Origin of the sequence: Microcoleus sp. AT8-A3, assembly GCF_036705675.1 — a bacterium.
Taxonomy (GTDB): domain Bacteria; phylum Cyanobacteriota; class Cyanobacteriia; order Cyanobacteriales; family Microcoleaceae; genus Microcoleus.
This window is the reverse complement of sequence record NZ_JAUBVD010000068.1, coordinates 14110-30793: the sequence shown is the minus strand read 5'-3', so window position 1 is coordinate 30793 and position 16684 is coordinate 14110. Positions and strand designations below refer to the sequence as shown.

Sequence of the window (16684 nt, the reverse complement as noted above, 5' to 3'; positions counted from 1 at the left end):
AGTTTCCCTTGTTCCGTAAAATGACTCTCCCCATCAATCTCAATTACTAACAGTAAAGCCGCACAATAAAAGTCTACGATAAAATTGTCTATGGGGCGCTGTCTCAAAACTCGAAAAGGGAATTTCTGAGAAAATTTTGCCACAGTTTTTTTTATGAGGGAGTTGGATTTTTCCGCAGTTGTTTGGCGATGGGGATGAGTTTTGGGTTGTATGGTAGGTGGAAGTTGGAGTCGTTTAGTCTTGGCATAATCCCGGTACTATCCCCCCTAACCCCCCTTAAGAAGGGGGGGACAAGATGTTAATAGAAATTATAGGTGATGGGGCGATATTTAGGGAATAGTTTCAGAATTAGTTTATCTCAAACCATGTCTACTTGACAACTAGGGCGATCTTTTGGGGATAGGGAAAGGTCGATCGCTCTTTTGTTATGAGTCAAAAAGTGCGATCGATCTTGCTGTTTTCGTCAATATTTAAATTATAGGTTTTGGGGCGAGATTTAAGAAATAATTTCAGACATTGACTGAAAAATTAGCAGCCTCAGCATCGTTAATTGCCTGCCTCAACCGCACCAAACGCCTTTGTCTGCTGTCATTTTCCAACTGCATTGTAATGTCTTCTAATTCCAGAGTCGCTGCTTCCATTGCTAAACGACTGCGGCGCAAATTAGCCAATAATCTCTTGGCTGTTTCAGGATTGGGAATACGCGGTTGGCTAGTCATGGCAAATTCCACTCCGTTTTCACTTCTTGAATACTCCGTTCCATTGCCGGAATTTCGATTTGGATGCGTTCAATAGATTGGTTTACTAAGTTTAGCATATCAACCGAAATTGTGGGTTGAGACTCAGCTATGCGTAACTGAAAATTAGACAGCCGATTAAACCAGGGTGTAGCACGTTCAGCCACACTTTTCAGTTCATCCAGAAATGGTATCGTATCACTCGTTTCTCCAAAAAGTTCAAATAGAGTCAATTCTGCTGCTGTTGCTGCGTCAACAATATCTAGCAACTGGCGTTTCAAATTCCAGATAATTTCCGCAAGTTCGTTGAGGAATTTTGCCATACTTGCACGCTCCTCATAACTCGTCAATCATTGTAATTATAAACGATCGTGCAGTCCGCGTGCGAAGCTATCCCATAGGAAATCGCTTTTTGGGGATATGGAAAGGGATCTCGGTCTTGTGGATGGACAGGGGCGATCGCTCTTTGGGGCTGTGAGTGCGATCGCGCTTCAACTCATTCTATTCTTCTACATTCTCAAATTCATCCATTTGCAATGTATACTGCAATGCTACCTGTAATCTTGATACATAATCGGCTAAAAGAGTGCCCAATTTTTTGATTAATCGCTCTCTATCTACCGCTACTATTTGATAGCAAAGCACGACCGAATCTTGTGTTAAACCACCTTCACCAGTCGGTAAAATAATTGTCCCTGGTATTTGAGCATCGTCGCAGATTACTTGTTACCGGAATTACGACTACTGTTGTAGTAAAGCGGTCTAATGTATCTCGCTGTACAATAATGACTGGTCTAATTCCTGCTTGTTCTGACCCTCTAGAAGGATTCAAATCTGCCAAATAAATATCTCCTAGCATCAGATTTTATCCTGTTGCTGAAGTCGAGGCAGATAATCACTTAAGGCGACTTCTGCAAAAGCTAAATCCTCGGCGGCAAACTCAGCTTTTAGTATCGCAGCTTCTTCATCAGAAATGTCATCCCATTCTCGAAATAATTGTTTTTTATTAGCAGATTTTTGAAGTAGATATTGTTGAGTAGCTTGCTGTTTGTCAGCCAGATATTTCCAGATTACGCGCTCGAGTTCCTGTAACTCTAAAACTTCCAGCATTTCAAGCTGATTAACAATTTGTTTGAGGATTGCCTGTGACATAGGTTTTCACTTTTTGCGCTTGCCTAGTTTGTCTATTATACAACTATTCGCGTCCAGTGGGTTAGCGATCGCTCTTTTGTCATGGAAAGCTCGATCGCTTTTCTCGATCGAGGAATCTCGCTTTTTGCTTCGAGGAGGGGCGATCGTTTTTCTAAGGAATGGAGCAAATTTATGGTAGAGAAACGGGTCAAAGCCTGTGTCCCTAGAGCGTCAAAATATGATAAACTTAGTAAAAGCACTCGCCTTCAAGATATCCAAGCCATGAAGCTTATTTCTTTATCAGCACATTTTGATGGGCAATCTATTCAGCTAGATGAACCCTATAAGCTTGAACCAAACATAAAACTCATTATCACAGTCCTCCCGGAACAATTAGCAGAACGCGAAGCCGGGTTGTGGTTGTCAAGGCATCAACTAAACAAAGCCTACAATCAGAACGACGATTACCCGCTCAATGCAATTAAAACACCAAATCCTGACTATGCAGGAAGCTGATGTTGTTCTCACCCCAATTCCTCAAGCTGACGGGAAAATTAAGAATCGTCCAGTCATCCTTCTGAGGGAACTACCTCCTTATGGAGATTTTTTAGTTTGTGGTGTTAGCACCCAACTACATCAACAGGTTCCAGATTTTGTCGATATTATTTCCCCTTCAGACCCAGACTTTGCTCCCAGTGGTTTACGGTCTCAATCGTTAATTCGGTTAGGTTTCCTTGCTGTATTGCCTCGCAATCAAATTATCGGTTCTATTGGAGCTATTTCATCGCAAGCGACATCAACGCTTACTAAAAACTCTGAGTGATTATCTTGTGAATTAGGGAGAAGGTCGATCGCTCTTTTTGGCATAAAAAGGTCGATCGCCCTTTACTCCTTTTTCTCAATCGAGGGCTGCATCAGCAACTAGCGCAACGACTGAATTATGCTGCCTAATATTTTATCTGATGACCTCGATCGCATCGAGCAAGCCATTCAACTCTCCTCACTCAAAGTCTCCCTTCTTAAGGGGATGCGAGGGGGATCGAGACTGTTGCTCCTACCCGCACCAAAATACAATTTAGATGCGGGATAGCTTACTTAAAAAAAATGGGAATCTAATCAGCCAAATCTGCGAAAACCTCGCGCACGGCCGGATGCACCAATCGGTGATTCTGCACGTTCAATCCCTTCGCCAAACTCGGATTCATTTCCAAAGCTTTAATCCCGTTATTTGCCAACTGCAAAACATAAGGCAAAGTGCTGTTATTCAAAGCTTGAGTCGCAGTCCAAGGCACGGCACCGGGCATATTCGGCACGCCGTAATGCACAACTCCTTCCTCAACATAAGTAGGATTTGTGTGAGAAGTTACCCGCAAAGTTTCCACGCAGCCGCCTTGGTCAACGGCTACGTCAACAATCACAGAACCGGGGTGCATCTTCGCAACAAATTCGCGAGAAACTAGCACCGGAGCTTTTTTCCCCGGAACCAAAACCGCACCGATTAACAAATCAGTATCGGGAACAACTGCTTCAATTTGCAAAGGACTGCTGTAGAGGTATTCTACTCTGGAACCGAACAGAGTTTCCAAGTAGGCTAGGCGATCGACATTTACGTCTAATATCTGTACTCTGGCGCCCATTCCTACAGCAATTCTGGCTGCTTCTGTGCCGACAATGCCGCCGCCCAAAATCACAACTTTACCCGGTCTTACCCCCGGTACGCCACCCAAAAGTATGCCCCTGCCGCCTTGCTGTCGTTCCAGAAATCGAGCACCGAACTGCACGGCCAAACGCCCTGCAATAATGCTCATCGGCGTCAGCAGCGGCAACTTTCTGTCCGGGAGTTCGACGGTTTCGTAGGCGATGGCCTGGACTCCGCTGCTAATTAAATGCTGGGTTAATGTGCGATCGGCCGCCAAGTGCAAATATGTAAACAGCAACTGCTCTTTTTGTATCAGCGGATACTCAGCAGGCAGCGGTTCTTTAACTTTAACAATTAGTTCGCGCTTCCAGACATCGGAAGCCTTTAAGACAATCTTAGCCCCTGCTTGAACGTAGTCCTCGTCTGCGAAACCGGCCCCAGCACCAGCATTTGTTTCCACAAAAACTGTGTGGCCTTTGTCCGAACAAGCCCGGACACTTGTGGGGCTAAGCCCGACTCGAAACTCTAAATCCTTGATTTCCTTGGGGACGCCTATTTCCATCTATAACCTCTAATCTCAGGCATACATAGATCGAATCTAACTTAAAAACCATTCCCAGCGGGCCAATACTCTTGTAGATTTTAGATTTGGCAATCCGGCTGGGGTAGGATAATTTGTGTTGGATTTTCCGCCAGATCGATCGCAATTTCCTCAATTTAGACTTGAATTACATAATTTTTTGATTGATAGATCGACCGCAGATGTAGGGCTGATTAACACAGAGTAACGCAGATAATTTCAAGAAGAGTCAATATATTTGATCTGTCACTTATAATTTAACAGGCATAACTCGCCCCCCTATCTAAACAAATGCCACGCACACCTACCTTAACATTCGATCGCGGAACTCTCTTGCTGCACCCGCCGCCCAAAGGCAGAGACTGGGTGGACTTTGCCACTTGGGACGATCGCGTTGAAAAATACCGCATTCGGGCAATTCACTACCGCCCGCTGGTAGAATGCCTCCAAGCCGACTGCATTCACTTCACCGACGAAGCTAGGGCATACGAACTACTCGAACTCGTACCCAGCGTGGAAATGCAGCCTTACCCACATCAAGAACAAGCCCTCGTAGCTTGGCAGGAAGCAGGAAGCCAAGGAGTAGTCGTCCTCCCCACTGCTTCCGGCAAAACTTATCTGGCACAATTAGCCATGCAAGTCACTGGTCGCAGTACATTAATTGTAGTACCAACTCTCGATTTAATGCACCAGTGGTATGCTAATTTAAAAGCAGCTTTTCCCGACATCGAAATCGGATTGTTGGGCGGAGGTTCGCGGGACAAAACGCCAATTTTAGTCGCAACTTACGACAGTGCAAGTATTCATGCAGAAACCTTGGGCAATAAATACGGTTTGCTGGTTTTTGACGAATGCCACCATTTGCCAACAGACTTTTATCGAGTAATTTCCGAATATGCGATCGCGCCTTTTCGACTCGGACTGACAGCCACACCCGATCGCACCGACGGCCGCCACAGCGATTTGCATTTCCTGATCGGCCCGACAGTATTTAGCAAAAGACCCGAAGATTTGGCAGGCGATGCTTTAGCCGACCATAAAATAGTTCAAATCATGGTAAAACTGTCAAAAGAAGAGGGATCTCGCTACGCCGAATTAATCAACATTCGCAACGACTTCTTAAAACAGTCTAACATCAAAATATCCAGCCTCGAAGGTTGGAAACAGTTTATCATGGCAAGCGCGCGATCGCCCCTGGGAAGGCGCGCCATGCTAGCCCACCGCCAAGCCAAAGAAATCGCCCTTTGTACCGAAGGCAAACTGCGAATTTTAGCCAACATACTAGCAGAACACTCTCCCCAGCGCACCCTAATTTTCACCGGAGACAACGCCACAGTTTACCGAATTTCCCAAGAATTTCTCATCCCCACAATTACCCACCAAACCCCAGTCAAAGAACGCCACGAAATCCTCGATCGCTTTCGCAGCGGCGAATACAAAACCCTCGTCGCCTCCCACGTTCTCAACGAAGGAGTGGACGTTCCCGACGCCCGAATTGCTATCATATTGTCAGGCACCGGCAGCGAACGCGAATACATTCAGCGATTGGGTCGAGTTCTCCGCAAAAGCAGCGATGTAAATAAGTTAGCAATTCTCTACGAAGTCGTCACCGAAGACACCAGCGAAGAAAGAACTTCTCAACGCCGCCGAGGAGGAATGCAGCCTCATAAACCGAAACCACAAACACAAGTAGAACCGCCCAAGCCAGAATATCAGAAATTAGAAATTGTCAAACCGACACCCATTTACGGAGTCAACCGGGAGGCGACTAAAAAAGCAGCAGAATCACCAGCAAAATGGGGAGAAGACAATGATGAAATTCCCTGGTAGCAAGCTTAAATAACTTAGTTGTGGGATGGGAAGTCTTAGCGAAAGGATGGTTATATAATTAAAGCACTCCTAGGTCTATTTAAAATCTCAAATCTCAAATATCAAATATCAAATATCAAATCTCAAATCGATTTAAGGAGTTAACGGGGATGTGACTAAAAAAGCAGCCGAATCACCCGCAAAATGGGGAAAATACAATGATGATTCCCCGGAAAATTGAAAATTGCCCAATTAGTGTATAATCTCACTATTAACTAAGTCACCTTACATAAAAATGAGCGAAACTGCACAACTAACTAACTTTAAAATTTTCCCCAAACATACAGGAGTTTGGGAGGGAGACTGGACAATACTCGATGCCGACTGCAAAGAAACCAGGCGTTTTACAGCAGTTGTTACCCAGAAAATAGTTGATAACGAGTGGAGGCAAACTAACCTTCAAACTTATGCCAATGGTCAGAGTGAAACCCAAAAGTTTGTGGGTTATGTTGTCGGCGAAGGACAAGTGCAAATTGAAGGTCTGGACTCAGTTTTTTCCAACTACAATACACTAGCGACAGAAGTTGGAGATGATTTGATAATTTTTCAAGTATGGGACAAAGCAACTGGCTTTATGAGGGCTGTTGAAACCATCCATCTTGTCAGTTCCGATCGGCGAATTCGGACTACCCAAAGCTTGACAGAAGAGGGAAAACTTAGGGGAGTTATGGTGATTGTTGAACAAAGAATTGAGTAAAAGTTTTTACTGCGTATGTTACCAACTGATTTATTAAGTCACCGCCAAAACGGAGAATCAATCATCCCTCTCCGCCTCAAGATAGATGCTAAAAACTTAGAAGCCGCAACGGAAATGATCGACTGCTTCCAAGAGTCGATCGGCAAAACCCAAGGCGAACTCGACGGACGCTTGCTAGAATTAGAAGGCGACAGCCCCGATTATCGGCTGAAACGGGGATTAGCGCACCTGCTGAAAGGCGGTTTCTGCACCTTGGAAGTCATCAGTCCCCTAGAACCCTCAGAGTTGAGACAGCGGGTTTTTGCCTTGTCCGCGCGATCGACTCCCAGCCCTCAATCCACCCAATTAACCCTGGAAAAAGTAGCAAGTGAACTCAGCCAAGAGTTAAACAGAGAAGTTTTTCCTCACGAAATCACTACAGGTTTATACGCCGATTTAAACGAAAACAAAATCCTCACTGAGTTTAATGCACCAACACCCGAAAACTTGCTTCACAAATACAATCTTTCTCAAGTTCAAGGCATATTTTACCGAGCAAGTCAAGTCCAATTAACCGCCCACCGCAACGATCCAGGAGAATACAAACTCTTATTTCGCTATCTGAAACTATTTCAATTAATGACTTACATCGAAGGCGATGCCGACCACGGTTTTACACTGACAATAGACGGCCCTACAAGCTTATTCAAACCCAGCACCCGCTACGGCTTAGCCCTGGCGAAAATGCTGCCCGCACTGCTGCACGTCACCAAATGGAGTATGCACTCCACACTGCACACAAAAGATCCTTTTAGTGGCGTTTTGAAAACAGGTAAATTTACCCTAAATTCCGACTGCGGTTTAGTCAGCCACTATCCCCCTGGCAAGCCTTATGATAGTATGTTAGAAGCAGCATTTGCTGAAAGATGGAATTCCACAAAAACCGAGTGGCAACTAGAGCGAGAAGTAGATTTAATTCCGATTCCAGGTAGTGTGATGATTCCCGACTTTCGGTTAGTGCATCCCGACGGGCGAGTATTTTTATTAGAAATAGTTGGCTATTGGCGGCCGGAGTATTTGCAAAAGAAATTTGCACAAGTACAGAAGTCTGAATGCGATAACTTAATTTTAGCTATTTCCGAACGGCTGAATTTAGAAAAAGCCGGAGTGAATGTAAATGAAGTGCCAGCAAAAGTAGTCTGGTTTAAAGATAAATTGTTGCCCAAATCAGTCCTGGAAGTCCTCGAAGAGTAACCAATCCGCGCATCAGTTGCAAACATCTTTCTTTCTTTCTCTCTCTCTGCGCCCTCTGCGCCCTCTGCGGTTCAAAAAAATCCTCCTCAAAAAACCTCCCACATTCCCAGCTATACTAAAATAGGAATTCACCCAAATCCTTGCCACCGCATACTCTCACCCTAAAACCGATAGAAAAATGGCAGACACAAGTATTGTCGAAAGAATCAAAAAGCTGTTAGCCCTCGCCACCTCATCAAATGAAAACGAATCCACTGCGGCAGCCGAAAAAGCTTCCCTGTTACTGGCACAGTACAATCTCAGTCTCGCCGATTTAGGGCCAAATCACCAAGAAGAGATTGACGAAGACTCAGTTGAAACAACATCCAAATTTGTCACTTGGAAAATGATGCTGCTTTCGGGAATTGCCGACGCTAACGGTTGCACTGCCATGCGAAACACTTATAATGGCAGTATGTTTTTGGTGGGAACTTCTACCAACCTGATTGTTTGCAAACATCTGTACGAGTATTTGAGCTCTGCGATTGAAAAAAGGGCTAAATACCGCAAAGGAAATGGCAGAGGGTTGGCGTATCTGAATGCTTTTCGGGTTGGATGCGCGACGAGGTTGAGACAAAGATTGTTGGAACAAAAACAGGAGATGGAAAACTCAGGGATTCCGGGTTCCGGGGATGCGGCGGCGACTCCAGCGATTGTAGTGCGATCGATGTTTGAGAAAAATCAACTGGCGATCGCGGATTATCTAGAGGGCCGAGGGGTTAAAATTAGAACTAGAACAGATTCTCAAGTCAGCAGCGCGGCGGGTTTTAATTCGGGGTATGAAGTGGGGGACAAAATTAGTTTGCACAAGCAAGTGCAGCCCCAAGGGGATATGAAACAACTTAATGAATGTCTTTGAGTTCTCGATAGTAATTGATGGATAATCAAAACTGGGATAAAATTAAAGCAAATTACAAATTAGGTCAGTTGGCGTACTGAAAAGTTGAGTATCATGCACCTTGATCCTGACTCTTCTTAAGAGTTTTGAAAACTTGCCACAAGATAAATGTAACAATTACGCTGAGGAAAAGTGCAGCCAATCCCCAAATTATCACTGATAGAATCACATAAAATATTCCTATTAAGGCTAAGGAAAATAATAATCCAATAAATATTGGTATAACCAACCAATGTTTAAATGCAAGTCGAATTAAAGATTTAAATAACTTGGAATATCTTTGCTGTTCTAAATACCAAAAAACCAATTTAGTCAGTATTGCTATCTCTCGTCCATATTCCCCAAGTTCCTTGGCAATTGGTAATGTCTGCTCGTATAATTCAACAGCTTGTGGTTTGCATCCTAGTTTAGCATTGGTAGATCCTAAACGAGCCAATGCTACCATTTCCATGTGACGAGTACCTGTTGTTTGTGCCAGTAATACCATCTGCTCGTAACAATCTTTTGCTTTTGAGTAATCTTTTTGCTGCGAATAAACACTGCCCAAATTAACCAGAGTAAACATTTCTGCTTCACGGTTACTAAGCCTACTTAAGAATATTAATATTAGCTGATAATATTCGATAGATTGAGGATAGCTTTTTAGTAAATTATAAGCTTCTGCAATACCCCATAAAACAGCTATTTCTTGCTGGTTGCCCATCTGTGGGGCAAGGAGTAAAGCTTGCTGATAGCAATCAATTGCTTTGACATAATCTTTTGATCCTGCGTAACCTAATCCTAAACCAAAAATGGCAAAGAACTCTCCTACAACGTCACTTTTTAGTCCTCGTGCAATGGTTAAACTTTGCTGGTAATAGTCAATAGCTTGAGAGTAGTATTCTTGGAGATAATAAATTCTTCCCAAATCTGCTAGCGCCTGTCTCTTACCCAATGGATCTTGAATCTCCTGCGCTATTGCTAAGTGCTGCCTGTGACACTCAACTGCGTTAGTATAATCTTTGAGGCGACGGTAAATTGCGCCCACATTCATTAGAGAGGCTTCTACACCTTTAGAGTATTGAATCTGTTGCATAATATTTAAGCTATACTGCTGGTATTGCATAGCTTTAGTATACTCTTCACAACAGCGGTAAACTACTCCTAACTTTCCCAATACTGCTCCCTCAAGCTGGCGGTTTGAAATTTCTTGTGCAATAAGTAAACTTTGCTTTAAATACTCTGTTGCTTTAATATAATTGCCCTGAGTACGGTAAAAATCACCTAGATTTGCTAGCGTTGAGCATTCCACATATCTGTCTGCTATTTCTTGGCTAATAGCTAAACTTTGTTGATAGCACTTTATGGCTTTGGAAAACTTTCTCTGAGATAAATAAGTATTGGCAATATTTCCCAAAACCGTCGCTTCTAGCTTACGGTTTGGAAATTCCATTACACTATTCAAACTTTGTTGGTAGTATTTACTCGCTGTTTCATAGTCTCCTAATGCTTGATAAGCATTAGCGAAAACATTGAATAAAATAGTGTTTTCTGTCTGGTTTAATTTACCTAATATTCGGTCATAAATTTCAATTTGTTCGCGATAGTACCCCCAAATACCCAATTGATTGTGTAATTGTTCTTTAATAGGAGTATTGAGGCGAATCAAAAGGGTTTCCCAAGCTCTTTGCCAGTCTTCGACTTCGCAGAGATGGTGAAATGCTTCCAAGTATCCCCGAACTTTCTCAAGATTGGAAGCCTCCGGCTTCGGTTTGTACTTCGTCAGCCAATTTTTAACCGCTCTGTACTGAGCGCGTTTACAAGGGGGCAGTTCCCTAAAGTCCGGTGCTGCTAGATCGATTCCTAGATTAGCCAGCATCCACTCTCCCGGTGGCGTGATGTCAATATCCAAACCATTTGGACTTTTAAAATCAAATTCAGCAAAATCACTGTTCATATTGTCCACTACCTCGCTGTCAAATTTTTCAAATGCTCTAATGCTACACTGCGAATTAAATTGTGTTGTCGCAAATGTATCTCATCGTCAATCATTTCTTCTTCTACCAAAAAGCGATCGCGCAACGCATCCAACGCTAACTCTTGCTTCTGGTCATCACAATCCCAGTCTTCCAAATGACTCAGCCAAAACTCTTCCGGTACGGCACAGCGATACACCGAAGCTTCGCAAAGCAATCGATAGGCATTCAAAATATCATTTTTCAATCTCTCAAACGTCTTTTCCAGTCGGAATCGCACATTTTTTCGCAGTTCGCGAGTATATCGATCCAGTCGCCAGTCGTCATCTGCTGATGCGGTTATTCCTTTGGTCTTAGCTTCCTCAATTGCTTTCTCCACTTCTTCAATTTCATGCCCGTATTTATTCCAATAACCCGCCACGTTGCCATAAAAAGGCTGACTGCCAATTTCCCCAGCAATCACCCGCAAAGCCAATGGATGCCCTTCATAAGCAGCGCCGATTCGTTCTAAATAAGGTTTGTTTGGTGAATCTATATCAACCTCTAGTCCAGTTTTATCGAACAAGGCTAACTGTTCTGATGGTGTCAGTCCCCTCAATTCTTGGCGATACCAGAAATTTTTATAACGGGCCGGAATTTGCTCTGGCAAATCCTGCGATGTTACGATGATACGACTTTGGAAAGATTCTACTGCCAAAAAAGTTTCAAAAAATTTTGCCCACCACTCATCCTGAAAACCATTCCAGCCTGCTTCTTTATTTTCTTTTAAAATCAGTTCCAGAGAATCTATCACGACCAAATAACGATTTTCTCGCAATCGCTTGACCAATCGATTCAGCAACCGCTGTGTATCTTTGCGGTCATCTGGCGTAATGCGTTCTCCCCACTTTTCCAACCATCGAATCGCCACACTAGCAAAATCAGAAGCTTGCTGCTGGTTTTCAAAATTCTCCTGATGAAACTTACGATCGTCGTCTTGTAACTCCACCGCCAATCTTTCAGCTAAAGCCGTTTTACCAATTCCCGCGATGCCCAGAAGAATTAACAGGCGACACGAACCCTGAACCTTCTGGGCGAGTTCACTAATCAGGTCTTTTCGACCAACCCAAGCATCGTCACAAGCAAAAAACTCTGCTCTCGAATCAGTCTGAGACAAGGGACTATCATCAACAATATCTTCCCAGTTCTCCAATTCTACAGCCTTGCAAATCTTGACAAAAACCTCATGCTGAATAGGCTTCCGCCGCCAAAACCGCTTTAAAGTTGCGACTGAAGTTTGGGCATCTCCGCACCAGCTAGAAGCTTGTTTTTCCAAGCCTTTTTTTAGCCTTGCCCGATCGACTATTTTCAACCCAGATTCAGATGCTCTTAGACTAGCTGCCATGCTAATTTTTTAACCTTCAGTAACCATATTTAACTTATAACATCTGCCAATTTGTGGCGCGGCTCAATTTTGGCTCACTTTTGGAGACAGCGCCAGAGGTGCGTTGAAATTGAGCCGTCAAGCCTTTGCTGTTCAAGGAATATAGAGATGGGAAGCAAGTTAGCCGATCGCTCATTTCCCAGTTAAAACAATCACTTTTTTATCAGGAGTAAGACTATGCAAGCACCGAATTTCGTTCAACTGGAACTACCAGGCGTTTTACCTAAAAAAAACGACACCCTCAAACAAATAGAAGAAGCAATGCAAGGAATACTAGACCTCACATGGAAAACTGTGCTAGTTCACATATCACCACGCAGCGCTAAAGAACTGATGCGACAGCACGGAAAACTGATTGCTATCCATGATGGCGAAGCCCGGATTAAAGTCTCGTCAACACCACTTTTGCTAATGGCAATTCAAAAACTTCCCGATGTTGAATCAGCCTTCAGAAAAGCTTTTGGCACAACAGTCAAAATCCGTCTCGAAGTGTAAGTGATGTCGTTTCCGGTGACAGCGTATTATTCAATGCTTTGCCCGCGTGCGGTGCGTGACAGTCAATAGTCCCACCGCCGCGAGTTAAAGTTTTCCCGTTGTCACGCACCCTACCACTGATATCTTGCACAGAGTACGATCGCCCTCAATCAATCAACTCCGCCTCTTCAAAAATCTGTCTAATCGTCAACTCCAAACCAGGCAGCAACTCATCCACAATCGGTGTATTATCCGTATAAACTTGACTAGAACCATCGGTGAAAAAACTTCTAATTAAAATAGCCTCTGGATCAATCACCCAAACTCGCGGAACGCCCGCCGCCAAATAATCTTTCGCCTTCTCTTCAAATTCCTTCATACTTTGATCGGGCGATATAATCTCAATCACCAGTTCAGGAATTGCGGGACAAGCTTCATTTCGCCGCCAACTTTTCGGCAGACGTTCATAAGAAATGTACGTTAAATCGGGAACAGGTACCCAATCTTTATCCTGACGTTTTAACAAAATTGCCCATTCTGGAAGCACTCGCCCGCGTCCTTTACACCATACACGAATCAGGCGACACAAAGCTCCCTGTAAACTGGAATGAAAAAATTTTGGAGACACTTTAGGAACTGCTTCACCATCTACAAACTCACAATATACATCTCCGTCGGGCAAAGCTAGAAATTCTGCTAAAGTGAGTTTGGTTCCGATGCCTACCATGACTCCCAGCCCTCTCGCTAATTAATTCAAATATCAATTATACAAAATTTCCCAACATTCCTAGAAGTACGATCGCCCCTGGGCCTCTATTCCAAAAGTGGAACAGGTATCCCGCCTGTGAATTTCTGTGAATTTCTGCGCCTCAAAAACCAAAATCCCAATTCCCCAAAAACAATAGCGGGGCAGGCCATCCAGCCCGCCCCACATTCTCCAAAAGCCCCAAAACCCTTCACTTCACCCAGGCAGGATGAGCCATCAAAGCAGCAAACGGCTGCACTCCCCGCAACTGATTCGACAGCGGCAAATGACCCCTAGGCGCGCTCAAATCCCAAATAAACTCTTGCGGGTATCGCGTCCAATTATTCCCCTTCTTCCAGCCAATTAGCGGCCACAATTTATCCCAATTCTTGCCCGAACTCAGCCAAATTTCCCGCTGCACCGAAAAGCCGAATTTGCCTTCGGAATGAACTTTCCACAGCGTATTAATTGTTTGCAAATCCGTTACCGGCAAGCTCTCAACTTGCGTAAAATACAGCCACTTTCTCACAGAAGCTGTTTCACCAGCCAATTCACAAAGCTTGTCTAAAGTCAAGCGATCGGCTTCTTGAAATTCCTGTAACGCCAATAATTGTTGCAGCGGAGTGTAATCAATGTTAGAGTCCGATCGCAGCGGCACAACCCCAGTCGGAAAATTCGCTTGCAAAAACTCCGTCGCTCTCGGAGAATTAGCACTGTAAAGAATTTGGTAAGCCTTACCCATTACCGCAGTCGGTGCCTCTGACTTGCGCTCTAATAAAAATTCCATCAATACATCCCAACCGGAATCTGCTATTTGTTGTTGCAGCAGTTGCAGTTGAGCTTTTTCCGAACCCGACCTCAACTGAGAGCGGAGTTCGGCTGTATCGGCCGCCGAGTCTAGAGGAGAAGTAGAAATCGAGTCAGTCATGAGAAACTATCAGCTATCAGCTATCAGCTATCAGCTATTAGCTGAAGCCCTGGTTTTCCCCCATTGTACAATGGTACTGACTCCGATTCACTTCTCTGTACTCGGATGCCTGCGCGCCACACCGCCTGGTTTAGCCGATCGCCCGATCGCACACTTTTCGCCAATGTCAGCAATCGCAAATAAGTCTACCATCTGAAATTTACGATCGATGCCATACCAAAGAGTTTTTTTGAACCTAGTCGTCCACGATTGAAACCCATGCAGGGAAGGAAGGCGGAAAAAAGTTTATGTCATATTCCGAGTCTTCCCACTCTTTGACCCAAAGCGGCACGGCGCCTGGGCTAGGAGTTGCAGAAAAGGTGCGTTCTTTGACTTCGATCGAGTGAAATAGCTGTTTTAAAGTATCTCCCCGATCCAAAGCTTCGCTGAGGATGTCGTCCAAGTCAGGATCGACCCGTTTGACACGGTTTTTGTCCTCCTCCAGCCACAGCAGTTTCAAAGACTTCAGATCCCTCGGACTGAGGATGCTCTTGTAGTACACGCGCTTAAGGGTTGCTACGGGCTCCAATGAACGTTCTATCCGGCGAATTTGCTGAACTCGCAGGTAGTGCCATTCCGCTAAACGCTTGCTTTCCGAAGGCGGGAGAGTACCCTTGCCCGCTGCGTGTTTGTAGTCGTATTTAATCAAGCTGCAAGCCATATTGGCTAGCAGGTGAATCAACTGTTTTTCTTTGGGTGTCGCCTGACGCCGTTCCTGGGTTCTTGTCAATACGCGCTGTCTGCGGGTAGTTTCGAGAGTATTTTCCATTGGGTTTTTACGAGATGAAATACGATTGTGCCAGATCCAAATCCCGAACATCAGAAGGTAAGGAAGTTGATAGGCGGGGAAACTCCACCAACAGACTCGCCTTACCTGTTTATTTTCCCATCCACCGTTCTCTGAAACTGATTACCACCCCTGGGATTAGGTAGACTGATCTTGGGATCGAGTTTTAACTACCTCGATCAGAGGCGGTTGGGACAACAAGCACCACAACTACAACCACAACCGCATCAGAGCGAACCACACTCCGGGCGCCAATTATTATTTCCTGCCTTTACCCGTTTTTACCTCTTCTTGGTCCCCATCCTCATTCGTTCCAGTGTAGTTAAAGTCAGGACGACTCTCCCAAGCCGTCAAACTACTGGCTGATGAAGGTTGTGTGGCGATCGCTGAAGCGCTGGCGCTGCCTGCCTGGAAAAAGCCGAAGCCAGCCGAGGCAATTACCCCTAATACTAAGATGCTGTTTTTCATGTTCGATGACCCTGATTTGCGTAGATTGACACTTTTTGGCTCACCCGATCTGTCAGAAATGGGTTGATGCAATAGCCCACTTGTCTTCTGATAAATCTGCCTGCCATAATCAATTCAGACAGGCACACCCGCTTGCGATCGGAAACGCCAGAAGTGACGTGTTACTAATGTCCACGATCATCCACCAACCCGAATCTTTTGGGTAGTGGAGCGAAAGCCATCAGGGCGTCGATCCATCAGGGAGTTATGCCATCAGGGTGCTAATCCATCGGGTAGTTAAGCCATCAGGGCGCATCTTCTACAATTAGCCACAGACTTAACTTTTAGAGTTGAGCGAGTGGTTAGCCAGTTTCTGACCACGCCTTTAAGAATTAAACTTTTTGTGGAGGCATCCTGAAAAGTTTGTTCTTAGGAATCCCCGAACGCGAAAGCCCGGGGAAAGTCAGCAGCATGGAATTCCATGCAATCTAAGTCAACTAAAAAAACGCAGATTAACGATATCTCCCACTCAAGCAGTCCTCAGCCAAACGCTGGGGTTTTTTATTGGCAGCCATTGCTCTGTCTTTTCCTCCAGCATTCGGCAAGCGCAACTGAAGGCAGAAGGTTGACGGCGCTGTGGTTATGAGTTTCCCTGCCAACATCATACCACCGGGTTAATTTTAAAGTATTATTGTAAAAAAAATGTGAAAAAAACGGCGTTTTAGCGTTTTCAATCCGATCGAGTCAAAATTCATCAATTATGTGAACGAGTGTAAAAAATCAAGTGGCGGGGTACAATTGCGCCGATCATAGGATTTGGGGCGAACGCTTGCAAAGATACGGTAAAGATTGACGAGAAGAAAGCTGACCTAGTAGACAATAGAGAAAGAAGAACAAAAAATTTTCCACCATAGTAAGGCCGATAAAAAAAAAACAATCCAAATGCAACAGGCAAACTCCAAACCCTTATTGAATAAGTCATTGCCCAATCTAAAATCTAAAATCTAAAATCTAAAATGGTATCAGCGGGCCATAACTCCAATTTGTAACCTTTCGATCGCAC

Annotated in this window: 22 protein-coding genes; 8 read left to right on the top strand and 14 right to left on the bottom strand. The window is 44.4% G+C overall.

Annotated elements, in window-relative coordinates; genetic code table 11:
• The 7 genes from QUB51_RS30495 to QUB51_RS26265 form a co-directional block, all read right to left on the bottom strand.
• Positions 1–143, bottom strand: a 143-nt coding sequence (locus tag QUB51_RS30495) for an endonuclease domain-containing protein (RefSeq protein WP_445299461.1), incomplete at its 3' end; no start/stop codon positions are given.
• Between the two features lie 366 nt (positions 144–509).
• A complete protein-coding gene (locus QUB51_RS26280) occupies positions 510–719 on the bottom strand; it encodes a hypothetical protein (protein ID WP_333058272.1) in 210 nt (69 codons plus the stop codon).
• Positions 716–1060 (bottom strand): hypothetical protein, encoded by a 345-nt coding sequence (locus QUB51_RS26275; RefSeq protein WP_333058271.1) that lies wholly within the window; start codon positions 1058–1060, stop codon positions 716–718. Before QUB51_RS26275 ends, QUB51_RS26280 begins: the two co-directional genes overlap by 4 nt.
• 178 nt (positions 1061–1238) lie before the next feature.
• The gene (locus tag QUB51_RS30490; protein WP_445243074.1) at positions 1239–1427 is read right to left on the bottom strand and encodes a type II toxin-antitoxin system PemK/MazF family toxin; all 189 of its coding nucleotides are present in this window, start codon (positions 1425–1427) and stop codon (positions 1239–1241) included.
• Positions 1408–1596, bottom strand: a complete 189-nt coding sequence (locus QUB51_RS30485; protein WP_333212237.1) for a type II toxin-antitoxin system PemK/MazF family toxin — start codon at positions 1594–1596, stop codon at positions 1408–1410. The genes QUB51_RS30490 and QUB51_RS30485 overlap by 20 nt, the downstream gene beginning before the upstream one ends.
• On the bottom strand, positions 1596–1889 hold the full coding sequence (locus QUB51_RS26270; protein WP_333212235.1) for a hypothetical protein: 294 nt from the start codon (positions 1887–1889) through the stop codon (positions 1596–1598). Before QUB51_RS26270 ends, QUB51_RS30485 begins: the two co-directional genes overlap by 1 nt.
• Positions 1890–1924: 35 nt before the next feature.
• A complete protein-coding gene (locus QUB51_RS26265) occupies positions 1925–2080 on the bottom strand; it encodes a hypothetical protein (protein WP_333234095.1) in 156 nt (51 codons plus the stop codon).
• 70 nt (positions 2081–2150) lie between these two features.
• Here QUB51_RS26265 and QUB51_RS26260 point away from each other — a divergent pair, with 70 nt between their 5' ends.
• The 3 genes from QUB51_RS26260 (at position 2151) to QUB51_RS26250 (ending at position 2958) form a co-directional block, all read left to right on the top strand.
• A complete protein-coding gene (locus tag QUB51_RS26260) occupies positions 2151–2384 on the top strand; it encodes a hypothetical protein (protein WP_333234096.1) in 234 nt (77 codons plus the stop codon).
• Entirely contained in the window at positions 2371–2691 is a 321-nt protein-coding gene (locus QUB51_RS26255) for a hypothetical protein (RefSeq protein WP_333058267.1), read from the top strand. The genes QUB51_RS26260 and QUB51_RS26255 overlap by 14 nt, the downstream gene beginning before the upstream one ends.
• A gap of 117 nt (positions 2692–2808) precedes the next feature.
• Positions 2809–2958, top strand: a complete 150-nt coding sequence (locus QUB51_RS26250) for a hypothetical protein (RefSeq protein ID WP_333058266.1) — start codon at positions 2809–2811, stop codon at positions 2956–2958.
• Positions 2959–2980: 22 nt separating this feature from the next.
• On the opposite strand, the gene ald is transcribed toward QUB51_RS26250, so the two are convergent.
• Positions 2981–4069, bottom strand: coding sequence for an alanine dehydrogenase (ald, locus tag QUB51_RS26245; protein ID WP_333058265.1), 1089 nt, complete (start codon positions 4067–4069; stop codon positions 2981–2983).
• A gap of 309 nt (positions 4070–4378) precedes the next feature.
• Between ald and QUB51_RS26240 the strand changes: the two genes are divergently transcribed.
• From QUB51_RS26240 to QUB51_RS26225, 4 genes are all read left to right on the top strand, one after another.
• Positions 4379–5917 (top strand): DEAD/DEAH box helicase family protein, encoded by a 1539-nt coding sequence (locus QUB51_RS26240; RefSeq protein ID WP_333058264.1) that lies wholly within the window; start codon positions 4379–4381, stop codon positions 5915–5917.
• Between the two features lie 274 nt (positions 5918–6191).
• Positions 6192–6653 carry a DUF3598 family protein gene (locus QUB51_RS26235; RefSeq protein WP_333058263.1) on the top strand — a complete coding sequence of 154 codons (462 nt, stop codon included), beginning with the start codon at positions 6192–6194 and terminating at the stop codon, positions 6651–6653.
• A 15-nt stretch (positions 6654–6668) separates the two neighbouring features.
• Complete coding sequence (locus tag QUB51_RS26230; protein ID WP_333212226.1) at positions 6669–7886, top strand: DUF790 family protein; 1218 nt, start codon at positions 6669–6671, stop codon at positions 7884–7886.
• Positions 7887–8064: 178 nt separating this feature from the next.
• Positions 8065–8784: a DUF2786 domain-containing protein gene (locus QUB51_RS26225; protein ID WP_333263864.1), complete on the top strand. Its 720-nt coding sequence runs from the start codon at positions 8065–8067 to the stop codon at positions 8782–8784.
• A gap of 91 nt (positions 8785–8875) precedes the next feature.
• Here the strand turns inward: QUB51_RS26225 and QUB51_RS26220 are convergent, their stop codons facing one another.
• Both QUB51_RS26220 and QUB51_RS26215 read right to left on the bottom strand, forming a co-directional pair.
• The gene (locus QUB51_RS26220) at positions 8876–10759 is read right to left on the bottom strand and encodes a tetratricopeptide repeat protein (RefSeq protein WP_333263868.1); all 1884 of its coding nucleotides are present in this window, start codon (positions 10757–10759) and stop codon (positions 8876–8878) included.
• An 8-nt stretch (positions 10760–10767) separates the two neighbouring features.
• On the bottom strand, positions 10768–12162 hold the full coding sequence (locus tag QUB51_RS26215; RefSeq protein WP_333263871.1) for an ATP-binding protein: 1395 nt from the start codon (positions 12160–12162) through the stop codon (positions 10768–10770).
• A gap of 216 nt (positions 12163–12378) precedes the next feature.
• Between QUB51_RS26215 and QUB51_RS26210 the strand changes: the two genes are divergently transcribed.
• Complete coding sequence (locus tag QUB51_RS26210) at positions 12379–12696, top strand: hypothetical protein (protein ID WP_333263875.1); 318 nt, start codon at positions 12379–12381, stop codon at positions 12694–12696.
• 145 nt (positions 12697–12841) lie between these two features.
• Here the strand turns inward: QUB51_RS26210 and QUB51_RS26205 are convergent, their stop codons facing one another.
• From QUB51_RS26205 to QUB51_RS26190, 4 genes are all read right to left on the bottom strand, one after another.
• Entirely contained in the window at positions 12842–13402 is a 561-nt protein-coding gene (locus tag QUB51_RS26205) for a Uma2 family endonuclease (RefSeq protein ID WP_333263879.1), read from the bottom strand.
• Between the two features lie 229 nt (positions 13403–13631).
• Positions 13632–14348, bottom strand: a complete 717-nt coding sequence (locus tag QUB51_RS26200; RefSeq protein WP_333263882.1) for a GUN4 N-terminal ARM-like repeat domain-containing protein — start codon at positions 14346–14348, stop codon at positions 13632–13634.
• Between the two features lie 235 nt (positions 14349–14583).
• Positions 14584–15156 (bottom strand): hypothetical protein, encoded by a 573-nt coding sequence (locus QUB51_RS26195; protein WP_333058257.1) that lies wholly within the window; start codon positions 15154–15156, stop codon positions 14584–14586.
• A gap of 276 nt (positions 15157–15432) precedes the next feature.
• On the bottom strand, positions 15433–15642 hold the full coding sequence (locus tag QUB51_RS26190) for a hypothetical protein (protein ID WP_333058256.1): 210 nt from the start codon (positions 15640–15642) through the stop codon (positions 15433–15435).
• Positions 15643–16684 lie beyond the last annotated feature (1042 nt).